We start from the raw sequence: 26,242 nt of genomic DNA, 5'->3' as shown, positions 1-26,242 counted from the left end.
CCGACATCGCCGGGCCGTTTTTTGTTGCCGCTCCTTGCGCCATTCCTCGAAATGGACGTCAGTTGCCGAATGAAGGCGGCCCCCGTGCGTCCGGGCGATGCCGCTCATGCCTCAGGACATGATGAGGCCGCCATCGACATTGATGGTCTGGCCGGTGATATAGGCGGCGTCCTGGCTGGCCAGGAATGCGACCAGGCCGGCGACGTCCTCGCCATTGCCGGCACGGGCCATGGGAATGTTGCGGACCCATTCGGCCATGAGTTCGCCGGGCTTGTAATCGCCCAGCAGCTTGCCCCAGGCCGTGTCGTTGTAGGCCCACATATCCGTTTCGATGATACCGGGGCAGAACGCGTTGACGGTGATGCCTTCCTTCGCCACTTCCTTGGCCAGGCTCTGGGTAACGCCGACGACGCCGAATTTCGAGGCGGCATAATGCGGCGTGAAAATGAAGCCCTGGCGTGCCTGCCCTGAGGCGGTGTTGATCAGCCGGCCTCCCTGGCCGTGCTTGCGGATACGCCGGATCGCTTCCTGGCAGCACAGGAAGACACCCTTGGTGTTGACATCGATGACCTTGTCCCATTCCGCTTCGGTCATGTCCTCGATCCGGGCGATGGTGATGACGCCGGCATTCTGGATGGAGATGTCGACCCGGCCGAATTGCTGCTCGGCGGCATCGTAGAGCGCGGTTACGCTGGCCTTGTCCGTGACATCGGCGATGAAGGCCGCCGCCTTGCCGCCTTGCGCCTTGATCTCGGCGGCCACCTCCTCGACACGCGCCTCGTTGGCGCTCGCGACGACCGCCGCGCCTTCCCGGGCAAAGCGCCGTGCAATGGCGGCCCCGATGCCTCGACTGGCGCCTGTGATCACGACGGTTTTTCCGGAGAAACGGGAAGCGGTGGTCATGGCTTGTCCTTTCAGGTCTTTCGGGTGGGTTCGCTGCCGAGCAACTGCTCGGCGGTGAAGTGATCGGTAATGAGGACGTCGACGAGGCCGCCGAGCATGGCGGCCCGGATGGCCGGCACCTTGCGGCTGCCGCCGGCGACGGCGACGACGCGCTTGGCGGCCTTGATCTCCTCGAGAGGTATCGAGATGACCCTGTCGTTGAGGGGAGTGATCACGGGCTTGCCCTCTGCATCGAAGAAACGCAGGCCCATGTCGCCGACGGCGCCGTGGGCAGCCAGTTCGTCCAGTTCCTCGCGGGTGAAGGCATTGCCTGAATTGACGAGCATGTAGGACGGCGTCATCGAGCCGATGCCGACCAGCATCAGAGTGATCTCTTGAAAGCAGCGTACCGTCTCCTCGACGAAGGGGTCCGCCATCAGGACATTCTTGCTCTCCGGCGAGCCGGCGACGCCCGGCGCCGGCAGGAATTGCGGTTTTGCATTGGTAAGCTGGGCGAGGCGGGTGACGATGTGCTGGGCGTGGGACTGCATGGTGGGATTGCCCATGCCGCCGAAGATCTGCACCACCTTTTTCGCCTGGACGCGCTTGATCGGCGTGATCGCATCCACGGTCCGCATCAGCGACAGGCTCCAGGAGGAAACCCCGATCACTTCGTCATCCGCGATCGTCGATTCGAGGAAATGGGCGGCGGCATCGCCGATGGCGGCCAGAACGGTTTCGTCCCGCTCGCTGAGCGCCTCGGCAACGATGGCCTCCTCGATGCCGAAACGCTCGCGCAGGCCCGCCTCCAGCTCGGCGAAGACCCCCGGCGGCGGCGTGATCGAGATGCGGACGATGTTCTCGTCCAGCGCCTTCTTCAAAAGGCGCGACACCCGCGCCTGCGGAATGTGGAGGCGCTCGGAGATATCCGACTGCTTGACGGCATCAAGGTAATACATCTGCGCAACGCGTGTGATGAGGCGGAGTTCGTCGGCCCTGGACATGGCTTCGGTCGTTATCCGGCGAGAGAGCGATTTTCGCGGGCAAGCTGCCTCGCGAGGCGAAACCGCATTCTCGACCGGATCGTCGAAGAGCGACAAGCACGGATCTCACTCGTGCACCGTGACGTTGCCCTGTGCGGCATTCACCAGCACTCGAAGCCGCCATCGACCAGCAGGTCGACGCCCGTGACGAAGGAAGAAGCCCGCGAAGCGAGGAAAACGGCCGGCCCGACCATCTCGTCGACGGTCGCCATGCGGCCCATCGGCGTCTCGGCTTCGAAGCGCTTCACCTGTTCGGCGATTTCCGCGCGCAAATTCATGGGCGTGGAGGTATAGCCCGGGCTGATCGCATTGACGCGGATGCCTCGATCGACCCATTCCATCGCCAGGCTCTTGGTCAGATGGACCACTCCGGCCTTGGAAGTGTTGTAATGGATCTGCTGGATGCCGCGATTGACGATCGATCCTGACATCGAGGCGATGTTCACGATGGCGCCTCTCCCCCGCGGCAGCATGACCCGGGCCTCCGCCTGGCAGGACAGGAAGATGCCGGTCAGGTTGATGTCCAGCATGCGCTGCCATTGTTCGAGCGGCATGTCCTCGGCCGGCGCGGCGTTGGCGATGCCCGCGGCATTGATGGCAATGGACAGCGGGCCCACCGCCTTCTCGGCTTCCCGGATGCTGCGGGCGAGATCGTCCGCCTGGGTGACACTGCCTGCCAGGGCGATGACCTTGCGCCCAAGTTTTTCGATGGCGTTCACCGTATGGTCGATGGTCGCCGAGCCGGGCAGGTCGAAACAGGCGACGTCGGCGCCCGCCTCCGCGAGGCCGATGGCGATCCGTTGGCCGATGCCGCTGCCGGCGCCCGTGACGAAGGCGGCCTGGCCGTCCAGTCTGAAGATCTCCATATCCGCTCCTGGAGTCAGAGTGTGGCGCGTTCCATAACGGAGACGCGATTGGCTTGATTGCGGTCGAGAATGCCGCGATTGAGGCCGCGGCTGAGCACCATCACGCGGTTGGACAGGCCGAGCACCTCGTCCAGGTCCGAGGAGACCACGATGACGGCGAGGCCCTGATGGGCAAGGTCCGCGATCACCTCGTAGATCTGCGCACGGGCGCCGACATCGATGCCCCGGGTCGGCTCGTCGAGGATGACGACCTTGGGGCGGCGCGAGATGCACTTGGCCAGGACGACCTTCTGCTGGTTGCCCCCTGAAAGATGGCCGACGGGCTGGCCGGCGCTGCCTTTCACGCCGAAACGCTTGATGTTCTGGTTGGCGTAGCTGCGCACGGCGCTCGGCGTCACGAAGCCGGAGGGGGCGATCCTCGGATAGTTGCCCAGGGCGATGTTGTCGCCGATCGTATGCTCCAGAATGAGGCCCTGGTCCTTGCGATCCTCCGGCACGAGCACGATGCCGGCCGTGAGGCTGTCGGCCGGGCTGCGCGGGGAAAGCGGCTTGCCGTCGATGGTGATCGTGCCGGCGGCAATGGGATCGGCGCCGGCAATGGCGCGCACCAGCTCGGTGCGCCCGGCACCCACGATGCCGGCGATGCCGAAGACCTCGCCGGCATGCACGTTGAAACTGATGTCCTGAAAGGACTTGTCGGGGGCGCCCAAGCCTTCGACGCGCAGGACCTCACGGTCGGCCGGCGTGGTCATGGCGGGAAACATGCGTTCCACCGAACGGCCGACCATGGCCTCGACCAGGGTCTTCACCGGCACCTGTGCCGTGGCGTAGGTACCGACCAGCCGCCCGTCGCGAAGGACGACGACGCGGTCGGCGATACGGGCGATCTCGTCCAGGCGGTGGCTGATATAGATGAAGCCCATGCCCTCCTTCTTCAGCCGCTCGATCTGCTCGAAGAGATGATCGGTTTCCTCGCCGCCCAGGGCGGCGGTCGGCTCGTCGAGGATCAGGAGCTTGGCATCGAGGGTGAGCGCCTTGGCGATCTCGACCTGCTGCTGGGCGGCCACGCGCAGATGGCGCACCAGGGTGGAGGTGGGCACGTCGAGACCAAGGCGATGGAGCTGTTCGGCGGCGCGCTTTACCATGTAGGCGCGATCGATGCGGCCCGATTTCGTGGGCTGGCGGCCCACGAAGACGTTCTCCGCGATGGTGAGATCGGGCAGGAGCCGCATCTCCTGATGGATCAGGCCGATGCCGCGCGCGAGCGCATCGGCGGGGCTGGCCGGCGCATAAGGCTCGCCGTTCCAGCTCATCGTGCCGGCGCTCGGCTGGATCAGTCCGGCGATGATGGAGGAAATTGTCGACTTGCCGGCGCCGTTCTCGCCGAGCAGGGCGACGACTTCACCGGGGCGGACATCGATGTCGACGCCCTCCAGCACCGTCACGGGCCCATAGCGCTTGGAGGCGCCGCGCACCGACAGGCCGACAGCGGCCGGTTCTGGGATTTCATTCATGACGGGCCTCCGACAAAGGGGCGCTCAGGCCGCGGTGGCGCGGCCGGAATCACATGAAGAGCGGGTTTGCTCGCGGGGAGCATTCGAATGTCTGCGGCGCTCGATGCGCGCCGCAGACGGGCCGTGGCATCAGGGATGCTCGGCGATGTATTGATCCACATTGTCCTTGGTGGTCAGCGCCGCGTCCTGCAACTGCTCGGCCGGCACCTTCTTGCCGGCGACGAGGTCGAGTGCCGATTGCAGGGCAAGCTTGCCCATGAACTGGGTACGCTGCGTCATGGTGGCGTCGAGGGTGCCGTCCTTGACGGCCTTGAGGCCGGCAAGGTCGCCATCGAAGCCGAAAACCCAGACCTTGTGATCGGAACCGGAGGCCTTGGCTGCCTGCGCGGCACCGAGGGCGAGAGCGTCCGCGCGTCCGAAGAAGATGCTGATGGTGGGATCGCGCTGCAGCATGTTCTGGGCAATGTTGAAGCCCTCGTCCTTCATCCACATCTTGGAGGCCTCGCGGCCGACTTCCTTGATGCCGGCGCAATTGGCCATGGCTTCCTTGAAGCCCTTGTCACGGTCCTGCTCCGGCGTGGTGCCGATCTGGCCCTGGATGATGGCGAGTTCCCCCTTGCCGCCGGTGACCTTGCAGACATGCTCGCCGAGCGTCTTGGCCGCAGCCACCGAGTTGGTGGCGATGAAGGTATCGCCGGGCGCATCGGCAGGGTTGCGGTCGACGGCGATGACCGGAATGCCGGCGGCCTTGGCCGCCTTGACCGGAACGCTGGCGGCTGCCGCGCCGGCGGGAATGTAGATGAGGGCCTGGACCTTTTGCGTGATCAGGTCCTGGATCTGGCTGACCTGGGTGGCGCCATCGCCTTTGGCGTCGACGGTGACGACCTCCGCTCCCATCGCCGCGGCGTTCTTTTCGACTGACTGCTTGATCTGGTTGAAGAAGTCGGCCTGGAGATTGGCGACGGCAAGGCCGACCTTGACCTTGTCGGCGGCCCAGGCGCCGGAGACGGCAAGGGGCGAAACGGCGAAGGCGAGCGTCAGGCCGAGAGCGCGGATGGTTCTGCTCATGGGGAGTTTCCTCGGTTGGAGATCTTGTTGCAGGCTTAGTTGAGACATCGGGAGGGTGTGGCCCGCCCCGATCGGGTTACCGGCGTCGCCGGATGAGGGTGTCGAAGGCGACGGCGGCCGCGATCATGATTCCGATGATCACGTCCTTGTCGTAGGTCTGCGCCCCGATCTGGCTCAGGCCCGAATTGAGCACGCCGATGATCAGAATGCCGATCAGCGTGCCCCCGATACTGCCGACGCCGCCGGAGAGGGATGCCCCGCCAATCACCACGGCTGCGATGGCGGTGAGTTCGTAGCCGAGCCCGTCATAGGGCTGGGAGGTCTGCAGGCGGGCGGCATTGGCCATGCCGGCGATGGCGGACAAGGCCCCGGCGACGGCGTAGACGATGACGATCTGCACTTTCACCGAAATGCCGGCCAGGCGTGCCACCTCCGGATTGCCGCCGATCGCATAGAGATTGCGCCCCGCCGGGCGATATTTCAGGAAAGCCCAGGTCAGCACGACAAGCAGAAGGAAGAAGGCGGTGGTGGCGGTGATCAGCCCGAAATGGCGATAGGTGTTGAGCGTGTTGAAGGCGTCGGGCCAGCCGGAAACCACGTTTCCGTCCGTATACTTGTTGGCGAGGCCGCGGGCGACCGTCATCATGGCCAGGGTCGCGATGAAAGGGGGCAGCCGCGCCTGCGTGATCAACAGGCCCGAGACCAGCCCGCAGGCCGCCCCGGCCAGGATGCCGAGCAGCAAGGCCGGAACGAAGGGCAGCCCGACGGTGGAGAAGAGCCAGCCCGTGGTCATGGCCGAGAAGGCCAGCACCGAGCCGACCGACAGATCGATCCCGCCGGTGATGATCACCAGCGTCATGCCGATGGCCAGGATGCCGTAAACCGTAACCTGGTCGAAAATGATGATGGCGTTCTGCACCGTGAAGAAATGAGGCGCCCGGATCGAAAAGAAGGCGATCAGCACGAGCAGGCCGATCAACGGGCCCCAGACGCCTGCGGTCAGGTCGATCTTGAAGCGCGGCCCCGCTCGATCCGAATTCTCTACTTGGGCTGACATTTTCCTTCCTCCCGCTTTGGTTCTTTCGCCCTTGTCGTGGCTTTTGGTGTGGTGTAGACGCCGAATCAGGTGCCCGGTCGCAGGCGCGAACGGGCCACGGCATCGAGCCAGCGCCGGCGCTCGGCCTGGCGTTCGGCTGCGCCCATCGCCGGTTCGAAGACATCCCGCGGACGTTCGAGCGCGGCGAGTTTCCTGGCATCCCAGAATCCGGCCTTGAGACCGGCCAGATGGGCAACGCCCAGCGCCGAGAGTTCAGCCGTATGCCCTCGCAGGATGGGGCGGCCGATCATGTCGGCCTCCATCTGCATGAGCTGGTCGTTCCGGGTGGGGCCGCCATCGACATGGAGCCGATGCGCCGGCGAGCCGCTGCGCTCGAGAGCCTCGACGACGTCGGCGATCTGATGCGCGATGCTGTCGATGGCCGCGCGGGCGATGGCATTCCTGTCGGTGCCGAGCGTGATGCCCGTCAACAGGCCGACGGCTTCGGCGTCCCACCACGGTGCGCCGAGTCCGGTGAAGCCGGGCACCAGGGTAATACTGCTCGGGGCCGTACTCGCCAGCCTCGCCAATTCGTCCGTATCGACGCCCAGAATGCCGGCCACCCATCGCAAGGTGGAACCTGCCGCCCTGATATTGCCTTCGGCGGCGAGGGCGAGCTGCCCGGGCCCGACACCGTCGATGGCCCAGGCGATGGTAAGGCAGAGGCCTGGATCGAGGGCGGCGCCATCCGCGATCAGGCCCATCACGGACGAACCTGTTCCCTGCGTGGCCTTGGCTTCGCCCGGCTGAATCGCGCCATGCGCGAAAAGTGCCGAATGGGAATCGGCCATCACCGCCAGGAGCGGGATTCCGTCCGGCAGGGGCGCGAGACCGCGAAGGACCGGAAAGGGGCCGCTCGAGGCCGTGAGGCGCGGCAGTGCTTCGGCCGGTACGCCGAACAGCTCCAGAAGGCCTTCATCCCAGCGGCCCTTGACAACGTCGAGCAACTGCGTGCGGGAGGCGTTGCCCACCTCGGTGAGATGCTCGCCGGACAGACGGCTCAGCAGCCAGCTGTCGATGGTGCCGACGCGGATGTCGCCGGTACGGGCCTTGGCGCGGTCCGGATCGATCTGGTCGAGCAGCCAGCGCAGCTTGAGGGCTGAGAACATCGGGTCGAGCGGCAAGCCGCTGACCTGGCGTACCCGGACAAGCGTGTCGGGCGTGGCGATCGCCTGCGCCAGCGCCGAGGTTCGCTGATCCTGCCAGGACAGCACGGGCGAAAGCGCAGTACCCGTCTTGCGGTCCCACAGCAGGCAGGATTCCCTTTGCGTGCTGATGCCGGCGGCGACGACTGCCCGGGCCTGTTCGGGCGTGACGCAGGCCGCGACGGCGGCCCTGATGCTCTGCCAGATCTCCTCGGCGTCCTGCTCGACCCAGCCGGGCTGGGGATGGCTTTCGCGCAGCGGCGCCTGTCCGCGCGCGACCACGGCACCGGAACCGTCCACCAGCAGGCACTTGGTGGAGCTCGTGCCCTGATCGATCGCGAGAACGAGCGGGCCGGCCATCAATGTGCTCCCTTGCCCAGGAGAGCGAGCGCCGCCTCGACGATGCCCTTGGCGTTCAGGCCGAAATGATCGAGCAGGAACTGGGTGTCGCCCGTCGGTGCAAAGCCCGGAACGCCGAGAATTCGCATCGGCACGGGATGGTGCTGGGCCACCGTCTCCGCGACGGCGCCTCCGAGGCCTCCGACATTGATCGCTTCTTCCACGGTGACGATGCGGCCGGTTTCGCGAGCTGCGCGCAGGATGGTCTCTTCATCGAGCGGCTTCAGCGTCGAGACATTGAGGACGCGGGCGGAGACGCCTCGTGCCGCAAGCAGGTCCGCTGCTTCAAGGGCTCGCGACACCATGGTCCCGATCGCGGCCAGCGTCACGTCGCTGCCCTCGCGCAGCGTACCGATCTTGCCGGGTAGGAAGCTGTCGCCCGGCCTGTTCACAGCGGGGATCTTGAAGCGGCCGACACGCATGAACACGGGCTTGCCCGCAGTCGCTGCCCAGCGAACCGCCTGGCGGGTTTCCTGCGGATCGGCCGGCGCCATCACGGTGAGTTCGGAAATTGCCCGCATCCAGGCGAAATCCTCGATGGAATGATGGGTGGGACCCAATTCGCCATAAGCCATGCCGGGGGACATGCCGCACAGCACCACCGGATATTGCGAATAGGCGCAGTCCGCCTTGATCTGTTCGGTCGCCCGGCCGGTGAGGAAGGGAGCTGCGGCGCAGACGAAGGGGATCAGGCCGGCATTGGCGAGGCCGGCGCCGACGCCGACCATGTTCTGCTCGGCGATGCCGACATTGACCAGGCGGTCCGGGAACTCCTTTTGAAAGGCCCCCAGATTGCTCGAGCCGACGCTGTCGTTGCAGACGGCTACGATGCGGCTGTCGGCACGGGCGAGGGCGATCAGTTCCTCGGCAAAGGCGACCCGGCAGTCGAACGTCTCTGGGGCGCCGGCGGGGCGGGGAGCTTCGGGGGCGCTCATAGCGACAATTCCTTCAATGCGATCTCGACCTGCTCGGCGCTCGGCACTTTGTGATGCCACTCCACCCGATCTTCCATGAAGGAGACGCCGCGGCCCTTATAGGTCTTGGCGATGACGGCCCGGGGGCGGTCCGTGCCGCGGGCGGCGAGTACGCGGAGCAAGGCTGTCATGTCATGGCCGTCGACGTCGATGGCCTCCCATCCGAAGGCGCGGAACTTGTCGGCGAGCGGTTCGAGGGTGTTGGTGGCTTCCGTACCCGCGCCCTGCTGGAAGCGGTTGCGATCCACGATGATGGTAAGGTTGGCGAGCTTGCGATGGCCGGCAGCCATGGCTGCCTCCCAGTTCGAGCCTTCCTGCAGCTCACCATCGCCGAGCACCACGAAGGTGCGCCAATCCTGTCCGGTGATCGCGGCCCCGACGGCGGTGCCGACGCCGATCGGAAGGCCATGGCCGAGCGGGCCGGTATTGGCTTCGACGCCCGGGATCTTGCGGCGGTTGGGATGGCCGTTGAGGGCCGCCAGCGGCTTCATGAAGGTATCGACGGCGGCCGGATCGAAGAAGCCGCGCAGCGACAGCACGCTGTAGAAGGCGGCGGCGCAATGTCCCTTGGAGAGGATGAAGCGGTCCCGGTCCGGCTTGGCCGGGGCGGCGGGATCGACATTGAGCACGCCGAAATAGAGCGTGGTGAGGATGTCGGTCACCGAGAGATCGCCGCCGACATGGCCGAGGCCTGCCAAGGCAATGGTCCTGACGATCTTGATCCGCACCTGACGGGCGATCTCCGCCAGCGCGGCGGGATCGCCGGTTTTCTCGAAGCTCGGAGGCGCGACGGCCGCCAGCGGTGCCGGGTACGAGGCAGGCCCGGACGCCTCGGCTTCAACGAGATTCAAAGCGTGGGGGGGCGCCGTCATCAGTCCTCCATGTCGATACGAATATTTATTCATATGTGATATTAAATTCATTCTGAGGCCAGAACGACACTTTGTCAAGCGCCGCGAACGCTCGACGTGCGTAAGAGGGGGACGTGGGATGATCGAGGCCTGGAGCGGAGATTGGCCGTAAACCGCTACTGAGGCTCCCAAATGCAGGATGGCTGGGCGTGGGTTCTCACTCATTGTGCGCGCGCGGCCTATCGTCGAAGGGCAATCTCGCCGGGGGAGCCGATTTCGATCGTCCGATGAATAGGCCTTGTCCGAGGCCTCGATCTGCTATAAAAGTGAGAAAACCTTTTCTCACAATAAAGCCGCGCCTTTTACGCTTGGCGTCGCTATTTTGGGAAAGAGAAAACCTTTTCTCAGGTGAGGAGCTGTGATGTCGAAGGGAGGCGAGGGGGCGTCCGAACCCGTCACGCTGCGGGACGTCGCGGCTGCCGCCGGCGTCAGCCTCGCCACGGCTTCCAAAGCACTCAATGGTCAGGGACGGATGACGGCCGAAACCCGCAAGCGGGTGCGCGAGGTTGCCGCACGGTTGGGATTTCGACCCAATGCCCTGGCGCAGAGCCTGCTCCGCCGCCGCAGCTTTACGGTGGGGCTGCTGACCAACGATACCTATGGCCGCTTTTCGCTCCCGCTGATGGCGGGGATTACCGACGCCCTGGTCGACAAGGGCGTCTCCGTCTTCCTGTGCAATGTCGAGGACGATCCGCGCCTGGCGCAGCTCCACGTCAATGCCATGCTCGACAAGCGGGTCGACGGCATTATCGCCACGGGCAAGCGGATAGACCGCCGGCTTCCGGTCGACCTCTCGAATCTCGGCATACCGGCCGTCTACGCCTTTACCGAACCCGATCCGGGCGCGGCGGCGTTCGTCTCCGACGACGAAGCCGGGGCCCGCCTTGCGACCGAACACTTCCTGGGCCTCGGCAGGCGCCGGATTGCTCATATTACTGGCCCGGCAAGCTTCTCCGTCGTGAATCTTCGCGCCAAGGCCTGCCACGATGTGCAGGCTCAGGCTGGATTGTCGCCCTTTCCTCCCCTGATGGGAGCTTGGTCCGAGGCATGGGGGCACGAAGCGGTGGGGCGGCTCTTTGCGGGACGGGGAGCCAAACCCGATGCGATCTTCTGCGGCAACGACATGATCGCGCGGGGGGTGATCGACGCGCTGCGCGAGCGCGGCCTCAGCGTGCCGGGAGATGTGGGGGTCATCGGTTTCGACAATTGGGAGATCATCGCCTCCCAGAGCCGGCCGCCGTTGACGTCCATCGACATGAACCTGGCCGCGCTCGGGCGGCAGGCCGGGCTGGCGCTGCTGGCTCAGGTCGACGGTCGCCCGGTGGAGCCGGGCGTCAGGAAATTGCCTTGTCGGCTTGTGGTGCGGGAGTCCTGCGGCAGTCCGCGCCACGACGGTGAGACCCCGTCAACAAGGGGTGGCTAGGTCGGTGATACCAAAGGGGAGGAAACAATGAGAAAGTTGATGATAGGCCTGGCGACCTGGCTCGCCACAGCGGTGATCGCGCTGCCGGCATGGAGCGCTGAGACGGCGACCATCTGGGTCCGCGCCGACGCTTCGAACTTCATGCCGAAAGTGGTCGACGCGTTCAACAAGAGCCATGACAATCAGATCAAGCTCGACATCATTCCCAATGCGGAGATCATCACCAAATATGGTGCTGCCGCGGCAGGCGGTACGGCACCGGATGCCCTGTCGCTCGACTTGATCTATACGCCGGCCTTTGCCGCTTCGGGCCAATTGGAAGACATCACCGATTGGGCCAAGTCGCTGCCCTATTTCTCTGCCCTGTCGCCGGCCCATGTGAAGACGGGCACCTATCACGACCGGATCTATGGTCTGCCGTTCTCCGCCGACAGTTCGGTACTGATCTGGAACAAGAAGCTGTTCAAGAAGGCGGGGCTGGATCCCGAAAAAGGCCCTGCCAACTGGGCTGAAATCGAGGCGGACGCCGAGAAGATCAATGCCCTCGGCGGCAACATCAAGGGCTATTACTTTTCCGGCAACTGCCCGGGCTGCAACATTTTCACCCTGACCCCGCTGGTATGGGCCTCCGGCGGCGACATTCTCTCCGAGGACGGCACCAAGGCCACGCTGGAGAGCCCGCAACTGCGCGCCGCCATCGATTTCTATCGCTCCATGATCAAGAAGGACCTGGTTCCGGCCGGCGCCCAAAGCGACACCGGCGCCAATTTCTTCGCGGCCTTCGCCGCCGGCAATATCGGTATCAGCCCCTCCGGCGCCTTCGCTATCGGGGCCTTGAACACGCAATATCCCGACATCGACTATGGCGTCACCTTCCTGCCCGGCAAGGATGGCGGCTGGTCGTCCTTCGCGGGCGGGGACAATTTCGTCGTCACCAAGGGAACCGCCAAGCTCGCGGTGGTGAAGCAGTTCCTCGAATTTGCCTATTCCATCGAGGGGCAGACCCTGCTGGCCAAATATGGCAGCCTGCCGGTGCGCGGCGATATTGCCAAGCAAGCCCTCAAGGATCTCGATCCGCGCTACCAGATCGCCGCCGAGGCCATGGCCAAGGGCCGCACGCCCTACAGCACGGTTTTCAACGACATCATCAACTCGGCCAATGGCCCGTGGAACCAGATGATCGGGGAGGCCCTTTACGGCGAAGATGTCGAAGCGGCCATCGCCACCGCCCAGAAGACCATGCAGTCCATTATCGATACCGCCCCGCAATAGCGCCCGGCAATTGCCGCCGCCTCGCGAAAGCGTTTTCCAGATAAGCCGATCGGCTTTTCGATTAAGAAAATGCGTTAAAACAAAGAGTTAGAGAGAAAATACGATTCAAGAGAATCGTACTCTGCTCCAGAGGCGGCTCGATGGCCTCGCATCGACAGGAGAGGACGATGAGTGTCTCGGCAGCCTTGCCGCGCGCGCGGACGCGAATGCGCCGCCGCAGCTCCGGCAATCTCATGGGGCTGGTCTATATCGCGCCGGCGATTGCCTTTGTGGGCGTGTTCTTCATCATGCCGCTCTGCATGACGGCTTGGATGTCGTTGCACAACTGGCCGTTGATGGGGGTACCGCGTTTCATCGGCATCGCCAACTACCTGGCCATCGCCCGTGACACGCGCTTCTGGTCGGCGCTCGGCTTTACCGCCCATTACACGGTGATCGTGACGGTGGCCATCTTCGCCGTCGCCTTTCCGCTGGCCCTGTTCATCGAAAGGCCGCGGCCGGGCGTCGGCGTCTACCGCACCTTCTTCTTCATGCCGGTCGTCGTCGGTTTCGCCTCCGCCAGCCTGCTGTGGTCCTGGCTGCTCAACGTCGACTCCGGCCTCTTCAGCGCGGCTCTGTTCGAGCTTGGCCTCACGCAAAGGAAAATCAATCTCCTGGCCGGTTTCCAGCCGGCGTTCTGGTCGATCATCGCCATGGTGGTGTGGAAGGTCGCCGGCTTCACCATGGTCATCCTGATGACCGGCCTGCAGTCCATCCCGGGCGAACTGCACGAGGCGGCCAAGATCGACGGGGCGGGGGCCCTGGCCCGCTTTCGCCTGATCACGCTGCCCCTGATGCGGCGTACGCTCGCGCTCGCTCTTATCCTGTCGGTATCAGGATCGGTGCTGGCCTTCGACCAGTTCTACATCATCCTGCGCGGCGGTCCGAACAACCAGACCCTTACCGCCGTCTACTGGATCTTCAACCAGTCCTTCGTTTCCTTCAAGCTTGGCTATGGCGCCGCCCTGTCGATGGTGCTGCTGGTCGTCCTGATCGTCTTGAGTCTGATCCAGCTGCGCGTCCTGCGTCAGCCGGAGGGCGTGGAATGAAGACGCTCGTCGCTGCCACGGAAAGACGGTCCCTGATCTCTTTTGCGGGGAACCATGCGATCGGCGTGTTCATTGCGGCCGTGTTCGCCGCGCCGATCGTCTGGACGGTCCTGTCCAGCCTCAAATCGCCGATGGAGGCGCGCCAGCCTCCCTTGCCGCCCTGGCCGAGCACCGGCCTGTCGCTGGAGAACTATTCGGCGTTGAACGGCTTCGGCAATGGCCTGGCCCAGCCGGCACTCAACAGCATCTATGTCACCGGCATGACGGTGCTGCTGTCGGTATTGATCAGCGTGCTGGCCGGATACGGGTTTTCCCGCTTTCGGTTTCCGTTCAAGAACCTGCTGTTCATGATGATCCTGTCGACCATCATGATCCCGTTCCAGTCGATCCTGACGCCGATTTTCCTGATCCTTACGAAGCTGGGACTGCACAACACGCTGACCGGCCTGGTCGGGGTCTATGTGACGCTGCAGCTACCGTTCTCCATCTTCATGATGCGCAATGCCTTCGATGCCGTGCCACGGGAGATCGAGGAGGCCGCCCGCATGGATGGGGCCAATGATGTCAGCCTGCTGATCCGCGTGATGCTGCCCCTGGTCTGGCCCGGGATCGTGACGATCGCGCTCTTTGCCTTTCTCGGTGCCTGGAACGAATTCCTCGCTGCCTTGGTGCTGATGACGGACCAGAGCAAGTTCACTCTGCCCGTCATGATGACGGCCCTGCAGTCGGGCCGCTTCGGCGCCATCGATTGGGGCGCGGTGCAGGCCGGCGTCACCGTGATGATGATTCCCTGCCTCGTCCTCTTCCTGCTCTTGCAGCGCTACTACATTCGCGGGCTCACGGCCGGCGCGGTGAAGTAGCCGATATTACCTGGAGATCCTTTCATGTCTGTTTTCAATGCCACGCCCGGCACCATGCCTGCCAACACCACCTTTCGCCCACCCTCGGTGGCACAAGTCGAAGTCGCCGGGTTCTGGGGCGCCCGCGTCGATGCCGTTGCCTCGCGCACGGCCGATATCCTCTACGATCGCTGCGTCGAGGCCCGCATGCTCGAGCAGATCGATCCCGACGTTCCGTCGCCGGGTGTCGTCATTCCCTTCCACTCGATGTCGCCGACCGGCAACGAGTTCACCGGCGCCACGGTGACGACCCAGATGTTCTGGGATTCCGACTGGGGCAAGACGATCGAGACCGCCGCCTATTCGCTCTACCGCCGCCGGAACGACGAATTGGAGCGCAAGATCGACGCGGTCATCGACCTGTTCGGCAAGCTTCAGCAGGAGGATGGCTATCTGTCGAGTTGGTATCAGCGCATCCAGCCGGGATTGCGCTGGACGAATTTGCGCGATTGCCATGAACTCTACTGCGCCGGCCATCTCATCGAGGGGGCGGTCGCCTATTTCCAGGCCACCGGCAAGCGCAAGCTTCTCGATATCATGTGCCGGTTTGCCGATCACATCGGCGAGATGTTCGGGGCCGAGGCGGGCAAGCGGAAAGGCTATTGCGGGCATGAGGAGATCGAGCTTGCTTTGGTCAAGCTCGGACGGGTGACGGGGCAGCGCAAATATCTGGAGCTCGCGCGCTATTTCGTCGACCAGCGCGGCCAGCAGCCGCACTACTTCGATGAAGAAGCAAGGGCGCGTGGCGCCGATCCGAAGGATTACCATTTCAAGACGTATGAATATAACCAGTCCCACAAGCCCGTGCGGGAGCAGGACAAGGTCGTCGGCCACGCCGTCAGGGCGATGTATCTTTATGCCGGCATGGCCGATATCGCCGCGGAATTCGCTGACGACAGCCTCCGCACCGCGCTGGAGCGCCTCTGGAACGACCTGACGAGCAAGAACCTTTATGTTACCGGCGGGCTCGGCCCATCGGCGGCCAATGAAGGGTTTACCTCCGATTACGACCTGCCCAACGAAACGGCCTATGCCGAGACATGTGCCTCGGTTGCCCTGGTGTTCTGGGCAAGCAGGATGTTGGGCGTGGGCCCCAACCGACGCTATGCCGATGTGATGGAGCAGGCGCTCTACAACGGCTCGATCTCGGGCCTGTCGCTGGACGGCTCCCGCTTCTTCTACGAAAACCCGCTCGAAAGCCGGGGACGGCACAATCGCTGGAAGTGGCATCGGTGTCCTTGCTGCCCGCCCAATATCGGACGCATGGTCGCTTCGATCGGCACCTATATTTATGGCCTGGGCGAGCGTGCCGTCGCCGTCCATCTCTACGGGGACAGCTCCATCCGGTTCGAGGTGGAAGGGCGTGAGGTCGTTTTGACTCAGGGCAGCCGCTATCCCTGGGATGGCGCCGTCTCGATCAAGTTCGACATGGACCGGCCGCTGCGCTTCAAACTGCATCTGCGCGTTCCCGGCTGGTGTCCACGGGCGCAGTTGACGGTCAATGGCGAAGGTGTCGATGTCGAGGATGCCCTGGCCGATGGATACGTCACCCTCGATCGCGAATGGGAGGGCACCGACGTGATCCGCCTCGACCTCGACATGCCGGCCCGGCGTATCTACGCCAATCCCAGGGTTCGCCAGGATGCCGGCCGCGTCGCGCTCGCCCGCGGGCCGATCGTCTATTGCGTCGAGGAAGTCGACAATCCCGAGCCGCTCCACAGCCTTGTTTTGCCGTCGGCAACGTCGATCGAGGCCGTCGAGGCGCCCGATCTGCTGGGTGGGGTGGTGACTTTATCGGGCCAGGCGGTTGCCGATCGGAGCTCGGATTGGGGCGATACTCTCTACCGAAGCGCGCGTCCCGTCAGAGAGCAGACCATGGTGCGGGCCGTCCCCTATTTCGCCTGGGACAACCGGCAGCCGGGTGAGATGCGGGTGTGGCTGCGCGACGAACCGTAATCCGTTCATGGCGGGGCAAGTCGCGCGATGCGGTATCTCCACCGGCGACGTGGCGATCTTAGTGCGACCATACCCTCCCCTCGATGGGGTCGGCCATACCTCTTGAATGGCCTGGGGTCGACGCGAAGCGTCGGGGAGGGGTGACTTCTCCGCAAGAATCTACGGCTTTCGTCGTCGAGACCTGCGTAGCTCCACCCAGCCCCGGCCCTTCAGGCCGACCCTCCCCATCGAGGGGAGGGTAAAGAACCCGCGCTTCCAACCCCATGTTTAGCGCCGATGGGCGTCCTTGCCTGCCCTCTGCGAGAGGGCCGGAAGAGCAGGCAAGGATGCTTGCGATGCCAGGAGGTCCTGATGTTATCTGGTATTACAGGCTCAGAGCCTTCCTCAGGGTTTCGAGCCTTTCCATGGCCACCACGCCGTCCTGAATGGTCGGGGCGGGCGTGTGTTCCCCTTTCAGGGCGGGAACGACGTCGGCGAGGAGAGCGTGGTAGCCCTTGAAATCCTCATTGGCGGCGGCCGTGAAATTGGGTTTCCAGGTCAGGCTGTCCTGATCGTCGATAAGGGTCGCCTGCGCATCCGCCGTCTTGAAGGGCGGATCGCGATGCCAGCGCACCTCCACCACGTCTTCGATCTCCAGGCGTTGATGATCGCCCATCAATTCGATCCGTTCGACCGGCGTGCCCCGGGATTGAATCGTACCCATCGCTATGGTGCCGATGGCGCCGCAATCGAAGTCCAGGGCGATGTGGAAGAGCACGCGGCCCGGTGTCTTCTCCACCTTGCGCGCCGTCAGGGCGGTGACGGGTGAGACGAGATGGGAGACGAGATCCATGTAATGCACGCAATGGTGCAGGAAAAATCCGGTGTAATCGACATTGCCGGCGAAATAGCCGGGCGCCGTCATATAGTAGCCGGTAAGCCCGAGCACCGGGCCGAAACGGCCGGATTTCAGGATGTTGTGCGCGATCTTGTTGCCCACCGAATAGCGTTTCATGAAGCCGAGGAGCAACGGCTTGCCGGCCTTCTCGGATGCCTGCCGCAACAGGCGGGCGCCCTCGGCCGACCCCGAAGGAGGTTTCTCCATGAAGACCGGCAGGCCATGCTCCAGCGCCGCCTTGCCGAAGGCCAGATGCTGGTCGGGGCCGACGGCCATGCCGACGGCATCGATGCCGGGCGTGCGGATCAACGCGCTTGCATCAGTGAGGAGCGTCGAAACGCCGAACTGGCGGCCGGCATCCGCCAGGCGTTTGCCGTCGATATCGCAAAGGGCCGCGATTTTAACGTCGTGGCGGATGAGCTGGGGCAGCAGCATCTGGGTGGCATGCACGCCACAACCGATCCAGCCGATATTCAAGGTCATCTGCGAAATTCCGTCAGCGAGATGTGGGAGCGGATGAAGGCGGCGGAGGCGGCGAGGCGCTCGCTCTCGTCCTCATGCGGGGGCCGCCATTGTGCGAAAGGCACGCCGAAGCGATCGTCATTGCGCCTGAAGGGCTCAAGCGAGATGGGCCCGCGATAGTCGATGTCATGAAGGGCACGGCAGACATCGACCCAATCCGTGGAACCGGTCCCCGGAAAGCCGCGATGGTTCTCATTGGCCTGGAAATGCACGAGAAGAGAGCCGGCCAGGCGGATAGCCTCGGAGATGGAGGCTTCCTCCATATGCATGTGGAAAGTGTCGAGCATCAGCCGCACGGCGAGGTGATCGACGGCTTGGAGCAGTTCCATCGCCTGCTGCGTGGTGCACAGGACGTCGCTCTCGAAACGGTTCAGAGGTTCGATGGCGAGAGTGACGCCAAGGCCTGCGGCATGGTCGCCGGCTTCCCTCAGGCCGACGACACAGCGCTGCTTGCGGGCGAGGCGCTCGGTCTCTGACACCGGCTGGGGTGCGCGGCCGGCAAAGACGAGTGGATTGCCCGTCAGGGGGCCGCCCACCACTGTCGCGCCAAGCGCGGCCGCGCAGTCCGCCGCATATTTCAGATAGTCGATGCCGGCGCGATGGCTGGCTGCATCTTCCGAGGACAGGTTGCGCTGCAAATTGACGCGAGCTGCCAACACCACCCCAAGGCCAGCATCGGCCAGGGCCGCGCGGGCCGCGGCGAGGTCCATTTCCCCGGGCTCGGGCACCAGCAGCTCGACGAAGTCGTAGCCGAGTTCCTTCATGCGGGCGAAAAGGGGAAAATGCTCGGCGGCAAAGGGCCGGGCATATTGCATCGATATCAGGCCGATAGAATTCATTGGCTCATTTCACGGTTTACAGAGGGCAGGCGCGGTGCTGGCTTCATCATCCCTTCACCGCTCCCTGGGTCAGGCCGCCGACCAGGCGTTTTTGCACGATGAGAAAGAGCAGCGTCGCGGGCAGGGCGCCGACCACGCCGCCGGCGGCGAGCAGCCCCCATTCGATCTGGTATTCGCCGATCAGGGTCTGGATCGCCACGGTCACCGTGCGGACGTTCTTGCCGCCCAAAGTGAGCGCGTAGAGATACTCGTTCCAGGCGGTGATGAAGATATAGATGCCGGTGGAGATGATGCCGGGCATGGCAAGCGGCAGTATCACCCGGCGCAGCGCCGCCAGGCGCGAGCAGCCGTCGATCATCGCCGCCTCGTCAAGGCTTCTGGGAATGGCCGCCACATAGCTCGTCAGCATCCACACCGCGAAGGGAATGGCGACGGTGGCATTGGCCAGGATCAGGCTGAGATGGGTGTCGAGCAGGCCGAGCCGGCGCATCAGCACGAAAAGCGGCAGGATCAGCAGCACCACCGGGAACATGTTCACCAGCAGGAATTGCAGCATGATTGCCCGCCGGCCGAGAAAGCGGAAGCGCGAGAAGGCGTACGCGGCGGTGACCGAGACGCCAAGGCCGACGACGACCGTGCCGAGCGCGATGATCAGGCTATGGCCCATATTGCCGAGGAAGGAAGTCTGCTCGAACAGGCGGGTGTAGTTGTCGAAGCTCCAGCCGATGGGCGAGAGCGAAACCCCGCTCGCCGCAATGCGCTCGGACGGGGTGAGCGAGGTCAGGATCATCCAGGCGAAGGGCCCGAGCGCGAAGAGCACGATCGCCGCCACCGGCAGGTCGGTGGTGAGAATGCGCCGGAGGGTCGACGGCTTGTTCATCGCTCGACCTCCTTCATGGTGCGGATGATGTAGATGGCGACGAAGGCGCCGAGCAGGATGGTGAAGGTCACCGCTATCGCCGTGCCATAGCCGAAATCGAGGTTCTGGCGCGCCTTGATGAAAGCGTAGAGGGGGAGCGTGTGGGTCGCGTAGCCGGGACCGCCGCCCGTCATCACGAAGATGACGTCCATCGAGTTGGCGACCCAGATCACGCGGAGCAGCCCGGCCGTGGCCAGGACCGGTGCAATGCCGGGCAGGGTGACGTTGACGAACTGACGCCAGGGCGTGGCGCCGTCGATGGAGGCGGCCTCGTACTGGCTGCGCGGAATGCCCTGCAGGCCGGCGAGGATCATCACGGCGAAGAAAGGGAATCCCTGCCAGGTGAGCGTGGCGATCACGGCATAGAGCGCGACATTGGGGTCGGCGAGCCAGGGCACCGCGCTCTGGATCAGGTGCACGCTCAGCAGCATGTCGTTGAGCACGCCGGTGTTGGGATCGTAGATCCAGCGCCACATCAGGGCGATGACCACGCTCGGCAGCGCCCAGGGGATGATGATCAGCGCGCGGGCCAGGCCGCGCCAGGGAAAGTCGCGATTGAGCAGCAGGGCGGCAACCAGGCCAAGCCCCATCTGCAGCGGCACCGTGAGGCCGATCCAGATTACGGTGTGCCAGAGCGCTGTCCAGAACACCGGATCGGCAAACAGCCTGATGTAGTTGCCCAAGCCGACGAATTTGGCGGCATTGGGCTTCCACAGCACCAGATCGAACAGGCTCGTATAGACGGCCTCGATCATCGGGACGAAGACGACGACGAACACAACCAGCAGGGCCGGCGCCAACAGGACATAGGGCATCAGCCGCGTCCGCAGGGGTACCGCGAATTCCCGGTCGAGTTCGGAGGTGGACGAATGCAGCGACATGGCCCGGCGTGACGGTGAGAGGAGAAAGAGGGGCTTTCTGCGCACCGCGCGGAAAGCCCGGCGCCCTTGCCTAGTTTGCGAACAAGGTCTGCAATTGCTGCATCATCTGCTCGGGCGTCGCCGCGCCGGTCAGGGCCTGCTGCATGTTGGTCTGCCAGGCCGTGTTGACGAATTCGGTCGTGGCCGGGGTCTGCGGCAGCACCGAGGCGAAGGGCAGAGACTGCACGGTGGCGTCCACGAAGCGCCTCTGGTGCAGCGTCCAGTTGGCCGAGCCCGACTTGGTCACCGTCATCTGGCCCGTGGCCTTGTTGAACTCGACATTGTTCTGTCCCTCCGCCAGGAAGGAGATCCATTTCCAGGCAGCGTCCTTCACCTGCGAGGAGGAAAAGATCGCCAGCGATTCATCACCATAGGAGGTCCATTGCTTGCCGTTGCAGGCCGGAGCGGGCACCGCCGAGACCTTGTCGCCCAGTGCTTTGACGAGGTCGTTGGACGAGCCGATATGGTGGATGGTCATCGCCGTCTTGCCGGCCTTGAAAGCCGCGATGATTTCCTGAAAGCCGTCATTGGGCGCGGAGGGCGGAATCGACTTGTCCTCCCGGTACATGTCGACCAGCCATTTGTTGGCGGCGATCGCCTCCGGGTTGGTCAGGCCGCCCGGTTCGAGCTTGGCGCCCTTGGAAAAGACGAAGGTGCCCCACTGGTCCCAGCCGCCCTTGCCGCCACGCAGGCCGAAACCATAGGTCTCCGGCGCCTTGGTGAGTTTCTTGGCGTCCTCGCGGAACTCGTCGCAGGTCTTGGGCGGCTCGAGCCCGGCGGCCTTGAACAGGTCGGCCCGATAATAGAGATAGAGAACGACATATTGGATCGGCAGGTAATATTGCTTGCCCTCCGGTCCCTTGTTGAGATTGAGGAGATTGTCGAGCAGGTCCGCCTTGCCGGGCCAGGCATCGATGCGATCGCCGATCGGCTCCAGGGCTCCCATCTCGACGAGGCGGGGCTGGGCGAACAGCTTCACCATGGCGGCGTCGGGCGCATTGCCGCCGACGATTGCCGTGTAGAGATTGTCGTAATAGGAGTTCCACGGCACGTTTTCGGCTTCGACCTTGATGCCGGGATTGGCCGCCTCGAACTTCTTGATGAGATCGTCCATCGGGTTGGCCGGATTGTCGAAATGATACCAGAAGCGCACCGTCTGCGCTTTGGCGGCCCCAAGCATCATGCCGGCGCTCAGGGCGCAGGCGATACCGAGCGCCTTCAGCGTTTTTGTCAGTCCTGTCCTCATCGTCTCCTCCCGAAGAATGTATTTTTGATGCCGGTTCACGCCGGCTTGATCATTGACTTTGCCGCTTGACCCGCGGTCTTGAGGGCGTTGCGGGCCGCGCTCAGCCCGATGCTCATCTGCAAAAATCCGTGCGTGACGCCCTCGACGATGTGCATCTCGGCCGGCCGTCCTAGCGAGCGCAGGCGCGCCGCCAGGTTGAGCGTATCCGACAGGAGCGGGTCGATCTCCGCCGCCAGAAGGAAGAGAGGCGGCAGGGCCCGCAAGGCCTCGTCGCTGGCTTGAAGGGGCGAGGCGAGCGCCGCGCGGCGCGTCTCCGGGTCGGGCAGATACCAGTTCCAGTAGCGCTGCATCCTTGCCGTGGTGAGGCCGGGACCCTCGGCGAAACGTCGATAGGACGGGGTCTCGAAATCCGCGTCGTAGACGCCATAGAAGAGCAGGGCACCATCGGCAGCCTTGTATCCATGGGCCTGCCCGTGAAGCATGGCGGCGAGCGCCAGATTCGCGCCGGCGGAGTCGCCCCCCAGTAGCAGCGGCCCTGGATGGATGCCGAGTGCAGCCGTGTGTTCGAAAACGCAGGTCAGACAGGCGATCACATCATGCAGCCCCGCCGGGAAGGGGTGTTCCGGTGCCAGGCGATAGTCCGGCAGGAGCACGGGCAGGCCGGTTTCGAGGGCGAGGACCCGAGCGCACCGCTCATGTGTCTGGGGGCTGCAGAAGGCAAAGCCGCCGCCATGGATGAAGACCAGGGCACCGTCTCCTGCTTGCGGGGGGATCAGCACCTTGACGCGGCAGCCGGCTGACGAGAAGGCCGGATCCGCGGGAATGACGATGTCGCCTGCAAAGGCCATTGCCGGCAGGTCGCGGTTCCAGCGCTGGTTGAGTTGCGCGGCAAGGGTCCGTCCCTCGGCCGGCGGCAGCAGCGTCGTGTCGGGTTGCGGGCCGATTTCATCCTCGATGGCGGCCAGGAGGCGTGCCAGTTCCGGATCCAGCCGGCCAGGCAACTCTTCAATCCGCCTATCGGGGATGGGATCGTTCATTGTCCCGCTCCGGGAAAGACGTTGGGGCCGAAATCGACGATGGTCGCGATGTGGTGTTCGAGCGAGGCCACGGCCGCGGCGCTGTCGCCGGCCTCGATGGCCGCCACCAGCGGCCGATGACGCTGGGCCGTGAGCACGAGATCGCGCTGGCCCTGCGTCCGCGAAATCTTGAAGCGGTGATTATGGATCAGGCAGCGATGCAGGATCGGATCCAGCGCCGGCAGGTCGGCATCGTGGAACAGGCGGCGGTGAAAATCGCGGTCGAAGGCGGCGAGCCCCATCTCGTCATTCTCCCGCGCGGCCTCCTCCATTACCTCGACCAGCGCCTTCAGATCGGAAAGCAGGCTGCGGCTGGGGTTGCGCAGGGCGCGCTGCACGCCGGCGCATTCGATCTGCCTGCGGACGCGGAACATCTCGACGGCCTCGTCGGCCGTGCAGTCCGAAACCTGGGTACCGCGATGGCCGCGCCGGTGCACCAGCCCCTCTTCCTGGAGCTGCAGCAGGGCTTCCCGTACGGTGCCCTGGCTGCAGGCGAAGCGGGCGGCAAGTTCCAGTTCCACCAGCGGTTCGCCGGGGGCGAGTTCGCCGAGCATGATGTCGTGCTTGAGAGCGTCGAAGGCGATCGCCGAACGGGCGACAGGGCCGGGCCGGGCGCCTTTGGCGCGTAATGCCGGGTCGAAACGCCGGGATGCTGGCCGCTCGCTCATCTCTCCCCCTGTGCTGGCGCCGGTTGCGAATGCTGCGCAAGGCCTCTTGCAATTATCATTATTGATATTGATAATTAGGTCAAGGGCTGGAAAGGCCTCGCTTGTCGCAGGCAGCATCGGGGAGAACGCAATGGCGGGCATTGCCCTCAGGGATATTCGCAAGTCCTACGGTACCCATACGGTGATCCACGGCGTCGACCTCGATATCGCCGAGGGCGAGTTCCTGGTGCTGGTCGGTCCTTCGGGCTGCGGCAAATCCACCTTGCTGCGCATGATTGCCGGGCTTGAGGAGATTACGGGCGGGGAGATGCGCATCGGGGGCAGAGTGGTGAATGCGCTGACGCCCGCCGACCGCAACATCGCCATGGTGTTTCAGGACTACGCGCTTTATCCGCATATGACGGTGGCCGAGAATATGGGCTTCGGCCTGCGCATGCGCGATCAGAACCCGCAAATGATCGACGAGCGCGTAAAGCAAGCTGCCGAAACCCTGAAACTGGCGCCCTTGCTGGAACGCAGGCCGGGGCAATTGTCCGGAGGGCAGCGCCAGCGTGTCGCCATGGGGCGGGCCATCGTCCGCGATCCCCAGGCTTTCCTGTTCGACGAGCCGCTTTCCAATCTTGACGCCGGCTTGCGGGTGGAGATGCGGCTCGAGATCGCCAAGCTGCACCGGCGGATCCAGGCAACCACCGTCTATGTCACCCATGACCAGGTCGAGGCGATGACATTGGCCGACCGCATCGTGGTGATGAATGCCGGGCGCATGGAACAGGTCGGTCCCCCGCTCGACCTCTATCACCGCCCGGCAAGTCTGTTCGTCGCGCGCTTCATCGGCAGTCCGACCATGAACACCGTGGAACTGAAGCTGAATGGGGAAAATGAACTTGCGATCGGCAAGGCTAGAATCGCCCTGCCATGGCTGACGGCGGCAGCCGGCACCCCGATCATCCTTGGCATTCGCGCGGAAGATCTTTCGCCCTGCGATGCCTCCCAGGCATGGTTCACCGGCGAATTGACCATGGTCGAACGTCTCGGCGGACAGACCTTTGGCTATCTGGACGATGGCAGCGAACGCATGATCACGGTCGAATTTCCCCGTCACAGCGCCGTGAAGGTGGGAGAGGTTGTTTCCGTTAGGGGTGATCGGGACGTGATGCACCTTTTCGACGGGAGAAGCGGCAGACGGCTGAATCCCGAGTGAGGGGGAAGCGGGCTCAGCAAGCCAGCCGGGGCCCACTGCGGCATGAAAGCGTCAATGGCGGCCGCCGCTCCGGATGCGGGCACCGAGAAACGCGGAGGGCAATGATGCCCTATCAAAGCCTGGGATCGAACATCTAGTCTTGCGCAGCTTTCCGGTCATGCGCCTCCCGATGGGCCTCGATCGCGTTGATGTTGTCCAATATCCAAAGCCCCAGCTGCATGAGAGGCAAGGCAAGGGATCTGCCCAGATCCGTCAAGCCATATTCGACCTGAGGAGGAATGGTCGGATAGACTTTTCGCGTCACCAGGCCGTCGCGCTCCAGCCCCTTGAGGGTGCGGGTGAGCATCTGCTGCGAGATTCCCCCGATCAGCCTTTTCAATTCATTGAAGCGCCTTGGCTGCTCGACCAGCATCGAGATCGCCAGGACGGTCCATTTGTCGCCCAAGCGGCTGAGAACCTCCTTGACCTTTCCGCAGCCCGGATGGGTGCCGGGCTGGAAAGGAGGGGCAGGCATAGGTCTGTGACCAGGCCCCAAACTTATGCGTTCTTGCGCCATTCTCAGTCCAATCCAATTATCTGGTCACTAAAACATACCACGTTTTGGAGCAGATTATGGCTGACAAGAAAACGATAGCACTCTTCGGCGCCGGCAGCGGTCTCGGCGCCTCCCTGGCTAGGCGGTTCGGACGGGAAAACTACCGCGTGGCCCTTGTTGCCCGCCGCGCCGGCCCGCTCGACGAGCACGTCACCGAGCTTGCAGCCGCCGGCATCGAAGCTGCGGCCTTCCCGGCCGACCTCACCGACCTAGCCGGTATTCCTCCCTTGGTTCGTTCGATCGAGGAGCGTCTGGGAGCCATCGACGTTGCGGTCTATGCCGCGCTGCCGCTGGATGTCGGCTTCGTGCCTGCCGCCGAGCTCGATGCCGCGGCGCTCAAGTCGATGGTCGACATTTTTACCTTTGCGCCGGTGGAGGTATCGCACGCGGTCCTGCAGGGGCAGATGGCACGGGGCGATGGCGCGATTGTCATCGTCGGCGGCCTGTCTGCCGTGATCACCATGCCAGGATTGAGCGGTGTTGGCCCGTTGATGGCCGCCGCACGCAATTATGTTCTCACGCTCAACGCCGAAGTGGCGGAAAGGGGCGTCTATGCCGGAACCGTCAGCATCGGTGCTATGCTCGATCGTTCCACCGGACTTCGGGCGCTCACCGGGGGCGGCAAAATGCTGGATCCGAACTTTCCGATGATCGATCCGGACGTCGTTGCCCAAGAGATCTGGTCGCTCGTGACCAGACGTGACCGTGCAGAGGCGATCGTTCCTTCATTGCCTCCCTCGTGATGAGAAAGACACGATCCCGGGAACGCCTCGTGTCTTGCAGACTGCTGCGAATTGGAGGGGAGAACGGGGCTGTTCGTGGAAAACACCCGTTTCAGGATAG

At 64.1% G+C, this 26,242-nt stretch carries 24 protein-coding genes; 7 read left to right on the top strand and 17 right to left on the bottom strand.

Features of this window, described 5'->3' with window-relative positions:
- Positions 1-111 precede the first annotated feature (111 nt).
- The 9 genes from J8I29_RS14370 to J8I29_RS14330 form a co-directional block, all read right to left on the bottom strand.
- Positions 112-903 carry a glucose 1-dehydrogenase gene (locus J8I29_RS14370; protein ID WP_209432161.1) on the bottom strand — a complete coding sequence of 264 codons (792 nt, stop codon included), beginning with the start codon at positions 901-903 and terminating at the stop codon, positions 112-114.
- 11 nt (positions 904-914) lie between these two features.
- The gene (locus J8I29_RS14365; RefSeq protein ID WP_209432160.1) at positions 915-1,886 is read right to left on the bottom strand and encodes a sugar-binding transcriptional regulator; all 972 of its coding nucleotides are present in this window, start codon (positions 1,884-1,886) and stop codon (positions 915-917) included.
- Positions 1,887-2,026: 140 nt separating this feature from the next.
- Positions 2,027-2,791 carry an SDR family oxidoreductase gene (locus tag J8I29_RS14360; RefSeq protein WP_209432159.1) on the bottom strand — a complete coding sequence of 255 codons (765 nt, stop codon included), beginning with the start codon at positions 2,789-2,791 and terminating at the stop codon, positions 2,027-2,029.
- 14 nt (positions 2,792-2,805) lie between these two features.
- Positions 2,806-4,305, bottom strand: a complete 1,500-nt coding sequence (locus J8I29_RS14355; protein ID WP_209432158.1) for a sugar ABC transporter ATP-binding protein — start codon at positions 4,303-4,305, stop codon at positions 2,806-2,808.
- Positions 4,306-4,434: 129 nt separating this feature from the next.
- Positions 4,435-5,373, bottom strand: a complete 939-nt coding sequence (locus tag J8I29_RS14350) for a sugar ABC transporter substrate-binding protein (protein WP_105860587.1) — start codon at positions 5,371-5,373, stop codon at positions 4,435-4,437.
- A 76-nt stretch (positions 5,374-5,449) separates the two neighbouring features.
- Positions 5,450-6,430 (bottom strand): ABC transporter permease, encoded by a 981-nt coding sequence (locus J8I29_RS14345; RefSeq protein WP_105860586.1) that lies wholly within the window; start codon positions 6,428-6,430, stop codon positions 5,450-5,452.
- Positions 6,431-6,495: 65 nt separating this feature from the next.
- On the bottom strand, positions 6,496-7,974 hold the full coding sequence (locus J8I29_RS14340) for an FGGY family carbohydrate kinase (RefSeq protein WP_209432157.1): 1,479 nt from the start codon (positions 7,972-7,974) through the stop codon (positions 6,496-6,498).
- The gene (locus tag J8I29_RS14335; protein WP_105860584.1) at positions 7,974-8,948 is read right to left on the bottom strand and encodes a transketolase C-terminal domain-containing protein; all 975 of its coding nucleotides are present in this window, start codon (positions 8,946-8,948) and stop codon (positions 7,974-7,976) included. Before J8I29_RS14335 ends, J8I29_RS14340 begins: the two co-directional genes overlap by 1 nt.
- On the bottom strand, positions 8,945-9,859 hold the full coding sequence (locus J8I29_RS14330) for a transketolase (RefSeq protein WP_209432156.1): 915 nt from the start codon (positions 9,857-9,859) through the stop codon (positions 8,945-8,947). Before J8I29_RS14330 ends, J8I29_RS14335 begins: the two co-directional genes overlap by 4 nt.
- A 400-nt stretch (positions 9,860-10,259) precedes the next feature.
- On the opposite strand from J8I29_RS14330, the gene J8I29_RS14325 reads away from it, so the two are divergent.
- From J8I29_RS14325 to J8I29_RS14305, 5 genes are all read left to right on the top strand, one after another.
- Positions 10,260-11,321: a LacI family DNA-binding transcriptional regulator gene (locus J8I29_RS14325; RefSeq protein WP_209432155.1), complete on the top strand. Its 1,062-nt coding sequence runs from the start codon at positions 10,260-10,262 to the stop codon at positions 11,319-11,321.
- Positions 11,322-11,348: 27 nt separating this feature from the next.
- A complete protein-coding gene (locus tag J8I29_RS14320; RefSeq protein WP_105860581.1) occupies positions 11,349-12,593 on the top strand; it encodes a sugar ABC transporter substrate-binding protein in 1,245 nt (414 codons plus the stop codon).
- A gap of 206 nt (positions 12,594-12,799) precedes the next feature.
- Positions 12,800-13,681 carry a sugar ABC transporter permease gene (locus tag J8I29_RS14315; RefSeq protein ID WP_245197013.1) on the top strand — a complete coding sequence of 294 codons (882 nt, stop codon included), beginning with the start codon at positions 12,800-12,802 and terminating at the stop codon, positions 13,679-13,681.
- On the top strand, positions 13,678-14,541 hold the full coding sequence (locus tag J8I29_RS14310; protein ID WP_105860579.1) for a carbohydrate ABC transporter permease: 864 nt from the start codon (positions 13,678-13,680) through the stop codon (positions 14,539-14,541). Before J8I29_RS14315 ends, J8I29_RS14310 begins: the two co-directional genes overlap by 4 nt.
- Positions 14,542-14,565: 24 nt before the next feature.
- Positions 14,566-16,536 carry a glycoside hydrolase family 127 protein gene (locus tag J8I29_RS14305; RefSeq protein WP_209432153.1) on the top strand — a complete coding sequence of 657 codons (1,971 nt, stop codon included), beginning with the start codon at positions 14,566-14,568 and terminating at the stop codon, positions 16,534-16,536.
- A 364-nt stretch (positions 16,537-16,900) separates the two neighbouring features.
- Here the strand turns inward: J8I29_RS14305 and J8I29_RS14300 are convergent, their stop codons facing one another.
- The 7 genes from J8I29_RS14300 to J8I29_RS14270 form a co-directional block, all read right to left on the bottom strand.
- Positions 16,901-17,896, bottom strand: coding sequence for a Gfo/Idh/MocA family oxidoreductase (locus J8I29_RS14300; protein WP_209432152.1), 996 nt, complete (start codon positions 17,894-17,896; stop codon positions 16,901-16,903).
- A complete protein-coding gene (locus tag J8I29_RS14295; protein WP_209432151.1) occupies positions 17,893-18,774 on the bottom strand; it encodes a sugar phosphate isomerase/epimerase family protein in 882 nt (293 codons plus the stop codon). The genes J8I29_RS14300 and J8I29_RS14295 overlap by 4 nt, the downstream gene beginning before the upstream one ends.
- Before the next feature lie 46 nt (positions 18,775-18,820).
- Positions 18,821-19,654, bottom strand: coding sequence for a carbohydrate ABC transporter permease (locus tag J8I29_RS14290; protein ID WP_209432150.1), 834 nt, complete (start codon positions 19,652-19,654; stop codon positions 18,821-18,823).
- The gene (locus J8I29_RS14285) at positions 19,651-20,574 is read right to left on the bottom strand and encodes a sugar ABC transporter permease (RefSeq protein ID WP_209432149.1); all 924 of its coding nucleotides are present in this window, start codon (positions 20,572-20,574) and stop codon (positions 19,651-19,653) included. The genes J8I29_RS14290 and J8I29_RS14285 overlap by 4 nt, the downstream gene beginning before the upstream one ends.
- A gap of 70 nt (positions 20,575-20,644) precedes the next feature.
- Complete coding sequence (locus J8I29_RS14280; RefSeq protein ID WP_209432148.1) at positions 20,645-21,859, bottom strand: sugar ABC transporter substrate-binding protein; 1,215 nt, start codon at positions 21,857-21,859, stop codon at positions 20,645-20,647.
- 35 nt (positions 21,860-21,894) lie between these two features.
- Positions 21,895-22,896, bottom strand: a complete 1,002-nt coding sequence (locus J8I29_RS14275) for an alpha/beta hydrolase (RefSeq protein ID WP_209432147.1) — start codon at positions 22,894-22,896, stop codon at positions 21,895-21,897.
- The gene (locus tag J8I29_RS14270) at positions 22,893-23,603 is read right to left on the bottom strand and encodes a GntR family transcriptional regulator (RefSeq protein ID WP_209432146.1); all 711 of its coding nucleotides are present in this window, start codon (positions 23,601-23,603) and stop codon (positions 22,893-22,895) included. The genes J8I29_RS14275 and J8I29_RS14270 overlap by 4 nt, the downstream gene beginning before the upstream one ends.
- 130 nt (positions 23,604-23,733) lie before the next feature.
- Between J8I29_RS14270 and ugpC the strand changes: the two genes are divergently transcribed.
- Positions 23,734-24,804 carry a sn-glycerol-3-phosphate ABC transporter ATP-binding protein UgpC gene (gene ugpC / locus J8I29_RS14265; protein WP_209432145.1) on the top strand — a complete coding sequence of 357 codons (1,071 nt, stop codon included), beginning with the start codon at positions 23,734-23,736 and terminating at the stop codon, positions 24,802-24,804.
- A gap of 133 nt (positions 24,805-24,937) precedes the next feature.
- On the opposite strand, the gene J8I29_RS14260 is transcribed toward ugpC, so the two are convergent.
- Positions 24,938-25,318 (bottom strand): helix-turn-helix domain-containing protein, encoded by a 381-nt coding sequence (locus tag J8I29_RS14260; protein ID WP_105860570.1) that lies wholly within the window; start codon positions 25,316-25,318, stop codon positions 24,938-24,940.
- Positions 25,319-25,416: 98 nt separating this feature from the next.
- On the opposite strand from J8I29_RS14260, the gene J8I29_RS14255 reads away from it, so the two are divergent.
- Entirely contained in the window at positions 25,417-26,142 is a 726-nt protein-coding gene (locus tag J8I29_RS14255; RefSeq protein ID WP_209432144.1) for an SDR family NAD(P)-dependent oxidoreductase, read from the top strand.
- Positions 26,143-26,242 lie beyond the last annotated feature (100 nt).

Origin of the sequence: Labrys sp. LIt4 (assembly GCF_017813775.1) — a bacterium.
Classification (GTDB): domain Bacteria; phylum Pseudomonadota; class Alphaproteobacteria; order Rhizobiales; family Labraceae; genus Labrys; species Labrys okinawensis_A.
Note: the sequence above shows the minus strand (reverse complement) of the source record. Positions and strands in the feature narration are given on the sequence as shown.